At 41.5% G+C, this 15411-nt stretch carries 16 protein-coding genes; 5 read left to right on the forward strand and 11 right to left on the reverse strand.

Annotated elements, in window-relative coordinates; all coding sequences use genetic code 11:
• The first annotated feature begins 133 nt into the window (after window positions 1–133).
• From lptB to SFU91_03785, 4 genes are all read left to right on the forward strand, one after another.
• The gene (gene lptB / locus SFU91_03770) at window positions 134–910 is read left to right on the forward strand and encodes an LPS export ABC transporter ATP-binding protein (GenBank protein MDX2128133.1); all 777 of its coding nucleotides are present in this window, start codon (window positions 134–136) and stop codon (window positions 908–910) included.
• Window positions 911–1684 carry a class II aldolase/adducin family protein gene (locus SFU91_03775; protein ID MDX2128134.1) on the forward strand — a complete coding sequence of 258 codons (774 nt, stop codon included), beginning with the start codon at window positions 911–913 and terminating at the stop codon, window positions 1682–1684.
• A 123-nt stretch (window positions 1685–1807) separates the two neighbouring features.
• Complete coding sequence (locus SFU91_03780; protein MDX2128135.1) at window positions 1808–3475, forward strand: acyl-CoA carboxylase subunit beta; 1668 nt, start codon at window positions 1808–1810, stop codon at window positions 3473–3475.
• Between the two features lie 289 nt (window positions 3476–3764).
• A complete protein-coding gene (locus tag SFU91_03785) occupies window positions 3765–4088 on the forward strand; it encodes a hypothetical protein (protein MDX2128136.1) in 324 nt (107 codons plus the stop codon).
• A 68-nt stretch (window positions 4089–4156) separates the two neighbouring features.
• Here the strand turns inward: SFU91_03785 and yidC are convergent, their stop codons facing one another.
• The 10 genes from yidC to SFU91_03835 all read right to left on the reverse strand — a co-directional run bounded on the left by yidC (window position 4157) and on the right by SFU91_03835 (window position 12614).
• The gene (gene yidC / locus SFU91_03790; GenBank protein MDX2128137.1) at window positions 4157–5890 is read right to left on the reverse strand and encodes a membrane protein insertase YidC; all 1734 of its coding nucleotides are present in this window, start codon (window positions 5888–5890) and stop codon (window positions 4157–4159) included.
• Window positions 5883–6179 (reverse strand): membrane protein insertion efficiency factor YidD, encoded by a 297-nt coding sequence (gene yidD / locus SFU91_03795; protein MDX2128138.1) that lies wholly within the window; start codon window positions 6177–6179, stop codon window positions 5883–5885. Before yidD ends, yidC begins: the two co-directional genes overlap by 8 nt.
• A 197-nt stretch (window positions 6180–6376) precedes the next feature.
• Window positions 6377–7567, reverse strand: coding sequence for a molecular chaperone DnaJ (gene dnaJ / locus SFU91_03800; GenBank protein ID MDX2128139.1), 1191 nt, complete (start codon window positions 7565–7567; stop codon window positions 6377–6379).
• A 23-nt stretch (window positions 7568–7590) separates the two neighbouring features.
• Window positions 7591–8181 (reverse strand): nucleotide exchange factor GrpE, encoded by a 591-nt coding sequence (locus tag SFU91_03805; protein ID MDX2128140.1) that lies wholly within the window; start codon window positions 8179–8181, stop codon window positions 7591–7593.
• 23 nt (window positions 8182–8204) lie between these two features.
• A complete protein-coding gene (locus tag SFU91_03810; GenBank protein ID MDX2128141.1) occupies window positions 8205–8510 on the reverse strand; it encodes a hypothetical protein in 306 nt (101 codons plus the stop codon).
• Window positions 8507–8911, reverse strand: coding sequence for a hypothetical protein (locus SFU91_03815; GenBank protein ID MDX2128142.1), 405 nt, complete (start codon window positions 8909–8911; stop codon window positions 8507–8509). Before SFU91_03815 ends, SFU91_03810 begins: the two co-directional genes overlap by 4 nt.
• Before the next feature lie 18 nt (window positions 8912–8929).
• Entirely contained in the window at window positions 8930–10003 is a 1074-nt protein-coding gene (gene hrcA / locus SFU91_03820) for a heat-inducible transcriptional repressor HrcA (protein ID MDX2128143.1), read from the reverse strand.
• Between the two features lie 386 nt (window positions 10004–10389).
• Window positions 10390–11493: an NHL repeat-containing protein gene (locus SFU91_03825; GenBank protein ID MDX2128144.1), complete on the reverse strand. Its 1104-nt coding sequence runs from the start codon at window positions 11491–11493 to the stop codon at window positions 10390–10392.
• 44 nt (window positions 11494–11537) lie between these two features.
• On the reverse strand, window positions 11538–12320 hold the full coding sequence (locus SFU91_03830) for a sugar nucleotide-binding protein (protein ID MDX2128145.1): 783 nt from the start codon (window positions 12318–12320) through the stop codon (window positions 11538–11540).
• 90 nt (window positions 12321–12410) lie between these two features.
• Complete coding sequence (locus tag SFU91_03835; GenBank protein ID MDX2128146.1) at window positions 12411–12614, reverse strand: CDGSH iron-sulfur domain-containing protein; 204 nt, start codon at window positions 12612–12614, stop codon at window positions 12411–12413.
• Between the two features lie 83 nt (window positions 12615–12697).
• Here SFU91_03835 and SFU91_03840 point away from each other — a divergent pair, with 83 nt between their 5' ends.
• Window positions 12698–13240: a class IV adenylate cyclase gene (locus tag SFU91_03840; protein MDX2128147.1), complete on the forward strand. Its 543-nt coding sequence runs from the start codon at window positions 12698–12700 to the stop codon at window positions 13238–13240.
• A gap of 23 nt (window positions 13241–13263) precedes the next feature.
• Here the strand turns inward: SFU91_03840 and SFU91_03845 are convergent, their stop codons facing one another.
• Window positions 13264–15276 (reverse strand): SpoIIE family protein phosphatase, encoded by a 2013-nt coding sequence (locus tag SFU91_03845; GenBank protein MDX2128148.1) that lies wholly within the window; start codon window positions 15274–15276, stop codon window positions 13264–13266.
• Window positions 15277–15411 lie beyond the last annotated feature (135 nt).

A 15411-nucleotide genomic window follows, 5' to 3' on the forward strand; every position in this document is an offset into this window, starting at 1 on the left:
AAAATTCAAAATAACATAACAAAAGCATTGCGTTTTTACAAAGAAAATAAGGCTTTTGAATGGACTCTGTGGCTATTTCTTGCTATGATTGTAAATTAAATTTCAATAATTGTTTGTAATACTTTCTTCAAATATGTCCACACTCAAAGCTAAAGGCCTTAAGAAAGTTTATAAGAAACGAACGGTGGTAGGGCTGCAGGGTGAGTATGATACGATTGAAGTTTCACAAGGTGAAATTGTGGGGTTGCTTGGCCCGAACGGTGCCGGAAAAACAACCTCGTTTTATATGATTGTCGGATTCATTCAACCCGAAGGGGGAACGGTTTATCTGGATGAACGAAATATTACCTCCTTGCCAATGTACAAACGGGCTCGACTTGGGATAGGATATTTACCCCAAGAGGCCTCGGTGTTTCGAAAGTTAACCGTAGAAGAAAATATTCTCAGTATTCTTGAATTTTCTCCCTTAACAAAAAAAGAACGACTCGAGCGAACAGAAATTTTGCTCCACGATTTCGGAATGACCCACAAGCGTAAGTTATACGGGTATGGCCTTTCGGGTGGAGAGCGCCGAAGAACTGAAATCGCAAGGGCTCTCGCCATTGAACCGAAATTTATTTTATTAGATGAACCCTTTGCCGGTATTGACCCTAAGGCCGTTGAAGACATTATGGAAATTGTTCGAAAATTGAAAGAGCGTGGAATTGGCGTTCTCATCACAGACCATAATGTTCACGAAACCCTTTCCATCACGGACCGCTCGTATCTTCTCTTTGAAGGAAAGATCTTAATGCAAGGTAGCGCTGAAGACTTGGCTTCGAGCGAAGAAGCCCGCCGCCTTTATTTTGGCGAAAGTTTTACACTTGAGCGATATCAACCCAAGTCAACGAAATCAACCGAAGTAGAATAGATGCAAAAGCAGCTTCAAGAATCCCTTTCCCACTTTTCAAGACTTTGTGCTGAAAAAAATTTTGTCGCGGCTTATGATGGAAATCTAAGTATCCGAAGCGCCGAAGGGATTTATATCACTTCTACCCGAACATTGAAGAGCAATGCTACGGCTCAAGATATTTGTCTTGTTTCACCTGATGGTCGTTTTATAGAAGGCTTGCGACCGGCCTCTACCGAAACTGCGATGCATTTATTGATTTATGCAATGCGCCCCGATGTTAACGCAATTGTTCACGCACATCCTCCAGCTACAACGGCTTTTGCGGTCGCTCGTCTTAGCCTTGAAGCCGCACTCTTTCCGGAAGTTATTTTGGATATTGGCCCCGTACCACTAGCTGCATATGCAACCCCGAGTACCGAAGAAGTTCCAAATTCACTAAAGCCTTTTGTTGGCTCCGCAAATGCAATTTTACTGGCCAATCACGGCTTAGTAACTTATGCAGAGAATCTACAAGACGCATTTTATAGGATGGACAAATTAGAGCACGCGGCAAAAACCGTTCTTTACGCCAAGATTATAGGGGGCTCTGTACCGCTTTCGAAAAAGGAAATTGATTACTTATACGAGACTCACCCGGTGTATCGAAAGGAAGGAAAACTATTAGATTGTGAAACGGCTATTGAGCAATCCTCGTCCTTCGATTCAGATTGTGCCTGCAAAAATACCTCTTACTTGAATCCGCTTGAGTGTCAATTGATTGCTCAAGAAGTTCGAAAAAAGCTCTCTTTGTAATTCAATCTAGATATCATTTCTTTCGACCATCTCTATTTGCTTCAATTGAATAAATCCAATTTTCTCTTTCGACTTTCCTAACTTACACACGGTATTTTTGAATCCATTCCAATTCATTTGATCATGCACAGTCAGACTTCTGAAGTCCACCACACCTTGCCACATCCACCTGAATTCTACCGAAGAGAAGATCTTCTTAAAACACTTTTACAAAAGCTCTCTCATGAGTCTTCTATCGTCAAATTAGGCGGCGGTGAAAAGGCTTTGAAAAAAATGAAAGAGAAAGGCAAACTTCCTGCACGCGAAAGAATCAAGTTGCTATTAGACACTGATTCTGAATTTCTTGAAATAGGGCTTTTTGCTGCGAAGGGAATGTATGAAGCAGAAGGCGGTTGTCCCTCGGCAGGTGTGGTTGTAGGTATTGGGAAAATTCACGGAAAGTGGGTTATGATTGTTGCCGGAGATGCCACGGTCAAAGCTGGTGCGTGGTTTCCGATGACAGCAAAAAAGAACATGCGGGCTCAGGAGATTGCAATGGAAAATTGGCTTCCGGTGATTTATCTCGTCGATTCCGCCGGTGTGTTTCTCCCAATGCAAGATGAAATTTTCCCTGATAAAGAACATTTCGGAAGGCAGTTTCGGAATAATGCAAAACTGAGTGCAATGGGTATTCCACAAATCGCCGCCGTGATGGGTTCTTGTGTAGCGGGTGGCGCTTATTTACCAATTATGTGCGATGAAAGCCTTATCGTGGATGGTACGGGCAGCATATTTCTCGCAGGGTCACATTTGGTTAAAGCGGCAATTGGCGAAGTAATCGATAATGAAACACTTGGCGGTGCCACCACTCAAACAGAAATTTCAGGCAACATTGATTATAAAGTTCCAACCGATGAGGCATGTATTGAAAAAATTCGGGAACTTGTTTCTCACTTTCCAAAGCCGCAGTCAGCAGGGTTTACAAGGCTTAAGGCGCGAAGCCCAAAATATCCGCCGGATGAATTGCTTGGCATTTTGCCCGAAGACCGCGCCAAGCCTTATGATATGATGGGCGTATTAGAACGAATCTGCGATGAAGATTCTATTACTGAATTCAAATCCTCATATGGGAAAACAATCATTACCGCGTATGCCCGTATAAATGGTTGGGCTGTTGGTATTGTGGCGAATCAACGGTTAGTTGTAAAAAATGCGAAAGGGGAAGTGCAAATTGGTGGTGTAATTTATTCTGATAGTGCCGATAAAGCCGCCAGATTTATCATGAATTGCAATCAAAGAAAAATCCCTCTTTTATTTTTACAAGATGTTACTGGTTTTATGGTTGGCTCACGTGCAGAACACGGAGGAATCATTAAAGATGGTGCAAAACTTGTCAATGCGATTTCTAACACTGTAGTACCCAAAATTACAATCATTGTTGGCAATAGCTACGGTGCCGGCAATTATGCAATGTGCGGTAAGGCGTATGACCCTCGGTTTATTTTTGCTTGGCCGACTGCGCAGATTGCGGTGATGGGGGGCAAACAAGCCTCTGAAACCTTGCTCTCCATAAAACTTGGGCAATTAGAGAAAAAGGGGCAAAGTATTGGTGAAGAGGAAAAGGGAAAGTTTTTAAGAGAAATCTCTGCCCGGTACGAATCGCAAATGAACCCAATGTACGGGGCTTCAAAATTATGGATCGATGGCATTATTGACCCGCGAGAGACTCGCAAAATTGTTGCTGAGTGCCTTGAAATCGCCGATATGAATCCAGAAATCCCCCCATTTCGGGTTGGGGTGTTGCAAACATAAGAATGCGAGGTAAGATTAAATTTATCGTTACCCACTTCTGTTTAGAGTGTATGCCTTAGAATGGCTTAGACTTGAATTGAGAAAAGCCTTATGAATCTCAAAAAGCGATACACAAAATCTACTTTGCCCGAAAAAATCTGTCTTGTTTGTCAGCGCCCGATGGTGTGGCGAAAGTCTTGGGAAAAGAATTGGGAGCAAGTAAAGTACTGTTCAGACCGGTGCCGAAACGCATCTTCTCAACTTAAGAAAAAAAGTCACCTTAGCAACAAAACATTATAAATCGAATTTAATGGAACATCCTTATGCGAAACAGCCCACCCCAATGGAGGTTGAGAATCTCATTTATGAGGTTGCCTTGAACCGTGCACTAATATTAATTCTACTTTCTGAATTGGAAAAAACTCAAGCGGGCATTACAGAGCGGGTTCAGGATGTTTTAAATTCCGACTCGAAGAAAATCTTTGGTCTTGTTTCTCAATTTGTTGAGGAGCCCTCTCCATATTATGCCCCATTGCTCAGTGTGAGGGAAGATTATGCGAAAGCTGATAAAACCGCTGAAGCTCTTAAGGCCTTGCTGAATGGATTAGGCAATAAAGGTTCTGAACAACCTTGAAAATATTGACCAAAACAAAAAAGCCTTGCCTCTATGCAAGGCTTTTTTGTTTTGTAACTTACTTTTAATTACTTCTTCTTCTTCTTTTTTGGCTCATGAACATGATGAACCACAGGTGCGGGTGGAGTGGTTTTATTGATATAAATCTGCTGAACAATACCGAAAACATTAAACATTAGGTAATAAAGCCCAAGCCCTGCCGGCATATTATTAAAAAAGAGAAGCATCATTGCTGGAAAGATGTACATAAAGATTTTCATTTGCTCGGTTGGTGCAGTCGTGGGCGTTACCTTTTGCTGTACCCAAATCGTTACACCCATTAGAATTGGGTAGACCGCGATGTGATCGCCATAAATTGGAATAGAAAAGGGGAAATCGAAAATTGAATCCGGTACAGAAAGATCTTGTGCCCAAAGAAAGCTCTGTTGCCGTAATTGAATCGACGCCTTAAATACATTATAGAGTGCATATAAAAGCGGCAATTGAAGCAACACCGGCAAACACCCGCTTACGGGATTGACACCCGCATCTCGATAGACCTTTCCAAGTTCCGATTGTAATTTAGTTGGGTTATCCTTAAATCGCTCTTGAATTTCTTGCAATTGTGGCTGCAGCGATGCCATTTTTTTCATTGAGTTCGTTGAGGCAATCGTCAGCGGGTAGGTCACTAGTTTGATAAATAGGGCGAAGATGATAATGATTAGTCCGAAACTCGGAATGTACTCGCGCATAAAATTGAATACAGGGAGAATCAGCCATTCAGCGAACGGTCTTGTAACCCACTCCCATCCAAAATCCATCGTCTTCTCCAAATCAACACCTAAAGCCTTCATTGGTTTATAGTCTAACGGGCCGAGATAGATGGTGAAATTTTCTTTCATTTCTAGATTTGGCACCAAAGGCTGACGAAGAGCAACCGTATAATCTTCAAAAACATCCTTTTCCGATTTTGCAATATGCTTTCCTTCAAGGTAGGCACCGGTTCCATCACTACCTGAAATCAATGCCGCGCAGAAAAATTTACTTTGAACCGACACCCACTTTGTTTTTCCACTCGGCTGCTCTTTATACTTTTCATCTTTGCTTGATGCATCAAGCTTTACCAATGAGCCTGCTTGATAGGCATTCGCATAGGAATTTGCGGATTCATCCACTTTATCCTTTTCGGACGACATGATTCCGCCGGCCCACTCAACTTGAATTTCATTGCCGAAAATACCGTTTTCAAAGCCCTTGAAAAGTGGCGTATAACCAATAGTGTAGCCGGCTGAGTTAAAGGAGTATGTTATTTGAATCGATTTCCCGTTATCCAGATTCAAAATAAAGGGAAGTTCAAGTTTGGCATTGCCAGAAACGGTGAAGATTGAATCTTCAGCGAGTAAAGTAAAGTAGAGGTCTGCCGTGCGGATATTTCGCCCATCATTACTTTGAAAAAAGATTGAAGTTGCCCCGCTTGGAGAAGAGACGAGATTAAATGGTTCCTTTTTGTAATTCAAATGATGCTTTTGCACATACGAAATGAGTGAGGCGCCTTTGGTTGAGATTTTGGCGGTAAAATCATCCGTTTCAACGGTAATCAAGCGCTCTACCCCTGCTGCAGCTGCACCGAATTCCCCCATCGAGCGAAGTGTTTCTGCTTGCTTTTTGGCATTGAAAACCGAATCTTCATGAATAACAACGGACGAATCAATTGGCGCGAAGCGCGTTTTTTCGGGCGGTTTCGGCGGCGGAGAAATGAGTTGCATCCACACCAAGACAATAAGAGCGATGAGCAAAAGCCCGATAAAAGTATTTCTATCCATTGTTTGAATTTCGATTGATAATTTCTCCGCTTAACGATTCGTGATGGTGATTACAAGTGTGCTTTTTACCATTGCTGCCCGAAGGTACAGGATCGTAACCCCCGCGAACAAAAGGATTGCACCTCAACACTCGCCAAACCGTTAATCCAAAGGCCTTAAAAAAATGATGAGACTGAAAGGCCTCAAGTGCATATTGTGAACAAGAAGGTTGAAAACGGCAAGAAGGCGGCAAATACGGCGAAATTGCCGCCTTGTAAAAGCGAATCAAAACGACCGGAATACTATTGATAATCTGCCAAATGAGTGGGAGACGATAACTCTCTGAAGAATTGGATTCCGTATTGGGATTGCTTTCCTGCACTTCTAACACTTCTTTGTGACTCTTTTTGCGCCGCGAAGTTACGGCAATTGTTCGGTGTTATCAATTTTTCTTTACACCAAAAAAGAAACGCTTAAACCTAATGGAAAGATTTAAGCGATCGAATTTCAAAACATTCCAAAAATGTCTTTCACTTTATCAAAAGTCCCTTTACGTGAAGTTTTATTTTCAGGCGTGAAGGTCTCAGACTGCCTCATTTTTTTAAGCAATTCTTTATCGGAACTTGAGACTTTTGTTGGAACAGCCACCGTCACTCTCACAATTTGATCGCCTCGACCATAGCCATTAAGACTTTTAATTCCTTTGCCTTGAAGTTTGAACATCTTTCCGGAAGGCGTTCCTGCGGGGATATCAAGAGGCGCTTTTCCCTCTAAGGTAGGCACTTCGATTTCCGCACCCAAAACGGCATCCGGGAAACTGACCAAGACATCACAAAGAATATTGTCTTCATCGCGTGTGAAAATGTCGTGAGGTGCTTCTTCAATGATGACCAAAAGATCGCCGGCGGAACCGCCACGAATTCCGGCATTTCCTTGACCGCGAATAGGAATGTAATTGCCTTCGGCAACGCCTGCCGGAATATTCACTTTTAGCGTTGTTTCACCAACCACGCGTCCCTCACCGTGGCACGAAGTACATTTATTTTTGATGATGCGACCCTCGCCGTGGCAGGTTGGGCAAGTTGAAATATTGACAAATTGACCAAACATCGAGCGCGAGACTTGCCGAATTTCGCCTGTTCCGTTACAAGTCGGGCAAGTATCAAAGCCTCCGCCTTTTGAGCCGCTGCCTTCACAAGTTTCGCATTTAATTTGCTTTTTTATTTTCAATGTTTTTTCCACTCCGGCGGCTATCTCTTCAAGCGTTAGTTTCAACTTGATTTTGAGATCATCACCCGGTACGCCTTGCTGACGGCGTTGTCGTGAACGGCCGGTACTTCCAAATCCCGATTGCGGATCGAACCCTCCGCCGAACATTTCACTAAATGCGCTGAAAATATCATTTACATCGCCACTACGCCCTGCGAAGGGATTTCCACCGTCGGAGGCGGCTGAAGTGCCCACACCGGCATGTCCGAATTGATCGTAACGACGGCGTTTTTCTTCGTTGCTCAAGACCTCATACGCTTCATTGATTTCTTTAAATTTCTCTTCGGCTTGCTTGTTGTTTGGGTTCCGATCGGGGTGATATTGCATTGCAAGCTTCCGATACGCCTTTTTGATATCTTCGGCTCCGGCCGACTTTGCAACTCCTAAAACCTCGTAAAAATCCCTTTTTTGTGACATTGTCTTTGGCATTTCTCAAACTGCATTATTAAAATTTATTCTGCTTTTTTTGCTACGACGACTTTCGCGTGGCGAATGACTTTATCGTGAAGCACATACCCCGGTTCAAATTCTTGAATGACACTTTCAGGTGGGGCTTCAGAAACTTGCTCCATCAAGGCTTCATGAAATGCGGTGTCGAAAGGTTTTCCAACGGCGTCGATTTTCTTAATCCCACGCTCTTCGAGCACTTTTAGAAATTTTTGATGAACCAATCGCACCCCATCAACATATATTTTGTTTTCGGGCTTTTCCTGTAAAAATTTATCGGCATTGACAATCACTCGCTCAAGATCATCGATTACAGGAAGAAGTTTTTTTACGACACCTTCATCGGCATACTTCAAAACTGATTGTACTTCTTTTTCTTTTTGCCGACGAAAATTTTCAAACTCTGCTGCTTTGCGCAGCAAGGAATCTTTGAATTGATCGCGCTCTTCTTGAAGTGAGAGAATTTTTTCTTGAAACTGTTCACTTTCTGTTTTCTCACCAATTCTTTCAGCTTTATTCTCTGAAAGCGCATTTGCAGCAGTTAGCTCGCTTTTGTTTTCTGCTTGAACTGAGTCTGTCTTAATATCTTCCGTCATTTCAAATCTCACTTTATTATTATTTAGAAAGTAAAAACGTTTGTCAAATTCAACTGGTCTTCATTTTCCTTACAAAACTCTATCCCTCTATCAGTTAGACCAAACTGCATTGTTTTATAATCAAAAAAAACATATCCCATTTCGGCCAATTCTTTAATTGCAGATTCAAAACCAAATGCTTCAGGATGAAACCGTCCAACCGTAAAAGTCCACCTTTTGCTTGTTATTTCTCTTCCAAAATGCTCTTGTTGATACTTCCAAAAAGTGCTCAAAATTTTATTGATGATATAAACTTTCAATCTTTCCTTTCCGGTTTCAAGCTGAATCATAATTCTGTTTCTCCTTTCATTGCCTTTTCTGAATTCGGCAAATTGACCGTTAAATTAACTTGCTGCTTCAATGAAGTATTCACAGTATTTGAAAGCATTGAAACGGTTTGCCGAATCTCACTTTTAAAGTCTTTCATTTCTGCTTTAGTTTCCTTCACTTCCCTCGAAATTTCAATCCAATTAGAAATTTTAACTGTTTTCAAAAAAGGCAGCAAAACCAATCCGATTCCCAAAAAGAAAAACACGAGATGATTAAGATGAATTTTTTCGGGTTGTTGAAAATCTAAATAAAAATGCAGTCTCCAAATTAAAGGCAACCCCATCACCCAAGAAATCATTATCAAGGCGAATGTGGATTTGTTATCAAGAATGTCACGAATAATATCCCAAGCATTTTTCATCTTTACTCAACTCGTTTTTTAATACTGAGATAAAGTTGATGACAGTCTTTGCGCGACATAATCAATAACCCGAACCACTTTCGAATAGTCCATTCGGGTTGGGCCGATAACACCTACCGTTCCAACTGTTCCGCCAACCGCATATTGAGCTGTGATTATACTGCAATTATTCATTTTGCTATTCATATTCTCTTTTCCAATCGTAATTCGTACACCACTTTCTCCAAATACTTCCGATTCTCTTCCTTGAATTGCGCTTCGCCCCTCTTCAAGCAAATGCACAATAACATTTTCATTTTCAATAAATTCAAAAATTCCGCGAATTTTATCCTTTTCCTCAAACTCTGGATGTGAAAGAATATTTTCCTTTCCACCAATATGAATCCGTTCAACCTCTGGCTGTTCATCAAATAACCTATCGGTTGCATCAATAAATATTCGTATAAGCCCTGTTTCGTCATTTTCTCCGGCGACACGCTCAGCAAAGCTTTGACGAATTTCTTGGAGGGTCAATCCAGCAATACGCTCATTGATAAACCGCGCCAAATCCTCAAGTTTAGACCGTGGAATTTCAGAGCGTACTTCCAACATAATGGTTTTAACAAGCCCCGCTTGAAGCGATAAAATGACCATTATTTTGCTTGAGCTAAGCGGTACAATTTCAAGCTTTTCAAAAATACCGCGAGAAAGGCTTGGCGATAGTACAACCCCAATTTGCCTTGATATTCTTCCTAAAAGCCGCGACGATTCTCTTAAAATATCATCAGATTGACCCGCAAGCGCAGAAATCTGACCAATGTTTCGATCAATTTTAAGTCTTTCATCTTTAGCCAATTTGCCGATGTGCATCATTGAATCGACATAAAACCGATACCCCTTATCGGTAGGAACACGCCCCGCTGAGGTATGTGGATGCGTGATATAGCCCTCGCTTTCCAAATCAAACATCACGTTTCGGATGGTTGCGTCAGAAAGTTTTAAGTCGCTTTTCTTAGAAAGAAATCGCGAGCCTACCGGTGTTGCCGTGAGAATGAAATTTTGAATGATGAGCTCTAAAACTTCTCGCTCTCTTTCTGTTAATTCTCTCGCCATTCTTTTTTATCCGATTCTTTATGGCCTAAAAGCCGTTATTTTTTGAAAAAATGTCATCTTTGGTAGCAATAATGACATAATAGTCGATTTAGTCCTGACAAATCTTCAGTTTTTTCTTCATCAAATCTTCTTTAGCCTATTGATGCTCGGCGCTACATTATTATTTCGCTGTTGGCATTGGTTTTTGAAACAAGTGTCATAAAAAATCGGAAATGCCTTGCACTATCACTATCCAAATCTTGTGCCAGTTTTGCTAAAGTATTAAAAGTATGAACGGCGGAGGTGAAATGGAAGTTTCCCTTGCATCAAGTCATGCAGTTCATCTGATTCCTTTAATCACTAATTTTTTGACCATTCAAGGTCATTAAAATGATTGAATGAACCGTTTACAAAGGAGAGAACTGAATTTTACGAATACGATTGGAAATGCCATCAGCGATGATAAAATTTCCATTTGCATCGATGGCTACATCGCGCGGAGCATTCAATCGAATATCTTTGCCTCGTCCGTCTGAAAAACCTTGAGCACTGCACCCTGCAATGGTTGATACTCTTCCATCAAGTGAAATTTTTCTAAATAAGTTGTTTCCGCGATCGCAAACCCAAACAGCACCTGCGGAATCGACAGTAATTCCATCGGGAGAATTGAATTGAGCCGAGGAACCGCTTCCATCGGCGAAGCCTGCAGAGGTACCCCCTGCAAATACGCGAACAGATTGGTCGGGTGAAATTTTGCGAATTCGATTGCTTAGAAATTCGCTTACATAGAGATTTCCGCTTTTATCGATTGCGACATCTGAAGGGCCTAAAAATTGGGCTGAGATCCCAATGCCATCGGCGAAACCTGAAATCCCGCTTCCGGCATAAGTGGTTACTTTTCGATCAGGTGTGATTTTACGAACACGATGCCCGTTGAAGTCCGTCACGTATAGGATTAAGCCGGGCGCAAGACAGATTCCGGCGGGGCTATAAAACTGCGCTTGAGTTGAATCGCCATCGGCAAAGCCTGCAACGCCACTGCCTGCATAAACGCTTGACACGCCATCCGGTGTCACTTTGCGGATGACGTTGTTATTAAAATCGGCAACATAAACATTGCCTAAGCTATCAACCGCCAAACGAATTGGAGAGTTAAACCGAGTTGAGTCAGGTAAACCATTTTGGCTTCCTGAACTTCCATTTCCTGAAAGCGTTTGAACGACCCCTGTTGGCAATATTTTTCTGATCACATGATTGCCGTTATCTGAAACATAAATGACCCCATCGTTTCCTATTGTAATACCGTAAGGGTTATTAAAAGAAGCATTTTCGACAGCCCCATTCACAAACCCTAATGTTCCGTTACCCGCAACAGTAGATGCGACATAATTGCTATCGCCCAAACAGAATACCGGCTGCTCAAAAGTCACGGGTTGATTACAAGCATTCGAGATAAATATGCATCCGATGAAAGCGATTATGAAGGCGAAATTTTCTACAACTTTTCTCAATGGCTTAAACAAAAAGGGTTAAATAAAAAATTTTAAAACGCCAGTCAGATTAACTCAGGGAGATGAACAGAAAGCGGTGGGACGGCAAGCCGTTCGTCAATCATCCTCTGGTCAAATACAAAATGCTCACCGGGCTTAATACTCCATCGATTGCCGTGCCTTTTGTTAAGCGCTGTTGCGATTTCGTAAAAAGACGATTTCCGATTTGAATCTATCAAATACAAGCCCGGCGGAAAATCCATCAATTTAGCCAAGGCATGAACCGTATCAATTTGAAACGAGCAAGCCGGAAGCCATTTCTTACTTGCTACAATTTCACCATCTGTTTTCATTTTACGATCAAAAAAATCAATCATATTATTTGTTCCAGCCTTTTCTCCGATTTGCCAACCTAAGCGAGCCACAATTGTTGAAGGATTTTGAAATACCGAGCGAGCTTCGGCTAATCGCTTTTCATAACCATAGCCGCTCTCTGCATCAGGCTTTGATTGAATTGTAAAAGGCCCTTTTGCTGCGTCAGAGAAAACCATTGCCGTGCTCGTAAAAATGAACTTGATTTGAAAGATTTTGGTAATCCAAGCAAGTTCACTTGTCCATTCATAATTGACAAGCCACGATTCATTTTCGCGGCCGGTATGGGTTGATGGGATGGCTAAGTGATAAAGCACGTTGGGCTTTATTTGCCGAACAAAATCTTCCATCGGTTGGTATTCCAAAATTGGAACTTCTTTTCGATTCCAACCGATCACTTCGTGCCCCTGTGATTCAAAATAGGCTTTGAGTGGCGCACCAACCGTACCGTTGGCACCGGTCATTAATATTCGCATAAAAGCGCGATTGTGTTTATTGATAAAAAGGTGATGAAATGTATTTTAAGATAATAAGGAATCTTAGCTTTTTTATCCAAAAAAATTGGACTACGATGCTTTTACCTCGGAAACAAAATTGCATCCTTTATGCGCTCCATCGCAAAAGGGTTTTTTAGCGCTTTCTCCGCATCGGCAAAGGTGAATGGTTGTTTTTCCTTTCAAATCAAATTTATCTCCGTTCATATCTAAAACTTCAATTTCCCCTTCGATTTTGATTGAACCATTGTTCAGAATTGTAATTTTTGTTGGCATAAAATTTTTGAATTGTTTTTTTGAAATCGTTGAACTACAAGGTTAATTATACGACAAGGAATATTATTTATTGATTAAACCGGATGAGAAACATTGAAATAAAAGCAAGAATAGGTTCTTTAAGTAAATCGAAAGATGATTTGATAGACTTATTTAAGAGAAATGCCATTGACATTTCTCCTGAAACTCACTTTTCAATATTTCAACGAGATATTTTTTTTCGTTCAGAAAAGGGGCGTCTTAAAGCTCGTGTCATAAATAATCATTCCGCAGAACTTATTTTTTATGTTCGTGAAAATTCACCTCAAAGCAAACTTTCAACTTATTGGCGTTCACCGTTACAGGATTTCGCTTCAATGGAACAGATTCTGACAGAACTTCACGGGAAATTAGGTGAGGTTAGTAAAGCGCGAGAAGTATATCTATTTAAAAACACCCGCATTCATTTGGATCAAGTTGCTGGCTTAGGTGATTTCCTCGAATTAGAGGTTGTGCTGAAGCCTGAAGAAACTGAAGAAGAAGGGCATCAAACAGTTGCTTGGTTTATGCAACAATTGGGAATCAACCCAAGCGATTTGCTGAGCAAGTCTTACTTTGAGATGCTTTCCGAACACTCCAACATTTGAATAAGACTTTACTTTCGCACTCTTCAAGTGGCCTTTAGCACAACAAGAGTAATATCATCATTAATGCTCTTCTTCTCAACCCAAGATTCGGCCCAAGCGGCTAAGTGATTAATTATCATTGAGGCACTTTGATCCCCCACCTCTAAAAATTTTTCTTCAACCCTTTCATATCCGAGCAGTTCGCGTTGAGGGCTAAAAAGCTCGGGCAATCCATCGGTCATCATTAAGAGTGTATCTCCGGGGTGAAGTGTAAACACCTCTTTTGGATAGGGGAAATATTCAACACTTCCCAGCGGCATCGATTTGATGATCACTTTCTCAACCTTTCTTTCTGCAGCTCGGAAAATCATTGCGGGCGGCATTCCTGCCGAAACCATTATCACCTTACCTTGATCGTATTTCAATAACTGAAGGCCTAAATACAACGCACGAAGATTCAGCGTTCGAATCCCGTGAGACATTCGATGCAAAATATCCAGCGGCTCAGGCTCGGCAGCCAGTGTTTGAAAATAGCTTTTTGCAATCGTTACCATCATCCCAGCTTTGGTTCCGTGACCGGTAGCGTCGCCAAGCGCAACTGTCAGAACGCCTTTCTCGGATAATTGAAAATCGTAATAATCTCCTCCAACTTCAGCCGCTGTCTTCATAAAGACCGCAATATCAAGCCCTAAAATATTGGGGATTTCTTTCGGCAACATTGAAAGCTGTAGAGATCGAGCAGATTCTAACTCATCAGACTTGCGTTTATTTTCAGCCTCTAAAAGTTTTTTTTCTACCTCTTGTTGCAGACTTTTTTCTGAGAGTTCTTTCACCTCAACAAGTTTCATTTCTAGGTCGGTATTTGTGCGAGCCACTCTTCGCGCAAGATAAATCGTTACTGCAACGAGCACACCGAGAGTTGACGCCAATCGTACAGAATCGGCCATATCTTGACCCATACTGATTCCAAAATATTCGAAGCCTAAACGAGAGACATTGATGGAGTGGCAAACCGTGCCGACAAATAGAATCCAAGTATCACGCCTTCCCTTTTGGTAAGCTGCAATCAAAATGTAAAGGCAATGAATGGCAGAAAAAATAATTGTGATGGCGAAGTATAAAGTGAACCATCGCATCCAAGGCACAATCAGAGATAAGGCTGACAAGGCAAGCATCACCGGATAAAACCAAAATATTTTTGGGAGGTGATCATAAAACTCTTTATAGAGAAACAGTAAAAATGAAATGCTGATAAGACCAATAGTTAATGAGGCAACGATTTTGAGAATCTCAATTTCATAAAAATTGAGATTAAAGAGGCTTTGTGATATTGAACCGGCAATATTTATTGCAAGCGCAAAGGCATAGAGACTGAAATAAAGACTAGAATTTTGCCTTGGATAAAAGAGATAGAGAAGAAGAAAAAGAAGCCCTAAGGTTGCGTAAAGCGAAAGACGCCCAATTGAGAAACTCACTTGAGAGACAAGGTCTCGTTGCCACTCCATTAGCGTTGCATTCACAGGCCAAATGGTGACATTGACATCTGCAAAAGCTTGTGGTTTGATATTTCGAATCGCAGCAAGTCCGGATTTTGTGAACTCGCGATAATTCATTTCTGAATATCGAACGGCCAACACATGCCTGCCTGTAAGCGAAATAATGGTTGGGGTAATGTTTGAGAGATCTGGCTCTTCCGATTCGGGCAAATCCGAAACTTCTCCAATTTTGCGGATCAACTTGCCATCAAGATAAACTTCCATTGCGCCACTGTGTCTGAATACAAATGCAAGCGGTTGGCCCGAGAGCACCGAATCGACTTCGAGGTAAAGACGAAACCAACCAATACCTTCCCACTTCGCGCTATCGATTTCATTTGGCAAAATGAACCACTCGGTATCATTATAATTTGGAGCTGCAAATTCAGTCGAGCCGAAACCCGGCTTGTATGCCCACCACAGGTTGTCAATTTCGGAAAGCGAAATCAAACCCGATTGCAAATCTTTTGCAGAAATTCGGATAGGGGCATCGGCTTTAAGACCGCTGCTTTGAAAATGCATCGCAATGATGACTATGAGAAGCGAAAAAATTGTGCGACGAATGTGTGATTGGTAATGACTCAAAGTGAATTACTTGACCGGTTTTTGGGAAAAATTTTTTTCTACATGAATTTATCCTTTTTTGACGGCTATCTT

Source organism: Chloroherpetonaceae bacterium (assembly GCA_033763895.1).
Lineage (GTDB): Bacteria > Bacteroidota > Chlorobiia > Chlorobiales > Thermochlorobacteraceae > JANRJQ01.

Coding starts and splice junctions, on each gene's coding strand:
- lptB (MDX2128133.1), top strand. CDS start 134: ATGTCCACACTCAAAGCTAAAGGCCTTAAGAAAGTTTATAAGAAACGA.
- SFU91_03775 (MDX2128134.1), top strand. CDS start 911: ATGCAAAAGCAGCTTCAAGAATCCCTTTCCCACTTTTCAAGACTTTGT.
- SFU91_03780 (MDX2128135.1), top strand. CDS start 1,808: ATGCACAGTCAGACTTCTGAAGTCCACCACACCTTGCCACATCCACCT.
- SFU91_03785 (MDX2128136.1), top strand. CDS start 3,765: ATGGAACATCCTTATGCGAAACAGCCCACCCCAATGGAGGTTGAGAAT.
- yidC (MDX2128137.1), bottom strand. CDS start 5,890: ATGGATAGAAATACTTTTATCGGGCTTTTGCTCATCGCTCTTATTGTC.
- dnaJ (MDX2128139.1), bottom strand. CDS start 7,567: ATGCCAAAGACAATGTCACAAAAAAGGGATTTTTACGAGGTTTTAGGA.
- SFU91_03805 (MDX2128140.1), bottom strand. CDS start 8,181: ATGACGGAAGATATTAAGACAGACTCAGTTCAAGCAGAAAACAAAAGC.
- SFU91_03810 (MDX2128141.1), bottom strand. CDS start 8,510: ATGATTCAGCTTGAAACCGGAAAGGAAAGATTGAAAGTTTATATCATC.
- SFU91_03815 (MDX2128142.1), bottom strand. CDS start 8,911: ATGAAAAATGCTTGGGATATTATTCGTGACATTCTTGATAACAAATCC.
- hrcA (MDX2128143.1), bottom strand. CDS start 10,003: ATGGCGAGAGAATTAACAGAAAGAGAGCGAGAAGTTTTAGAGCTCATC.
- SFU91_03830 (MDX2128145.1), bottom strand. CDS start 12,320: ATGCGAATATTAATGACCGGTGCCAACGGTACGGTTGGTGCGCCACTC.
- SFU91_03835 (MDX2128146.1), bottom strand. CDS start 12,614: ATGCCAACAAAAATTACAATTCTGAACAATGGTTCAATCAAAATCGAA.
- SFU91_03840 (MDX2128147.1), top strand. CDS start 12,698: ATGAGAAACATTGAAATAAAAGCAAGAATAGGTTCTTTAAGTAAATCG.
- SFU91_03845 (MDX2128148.1), bottom strand. CDS start 15,276: ATGCATTTTCAAAGCAGCGGTCTTAAAGCCGATGCCCCTATCCGAATT.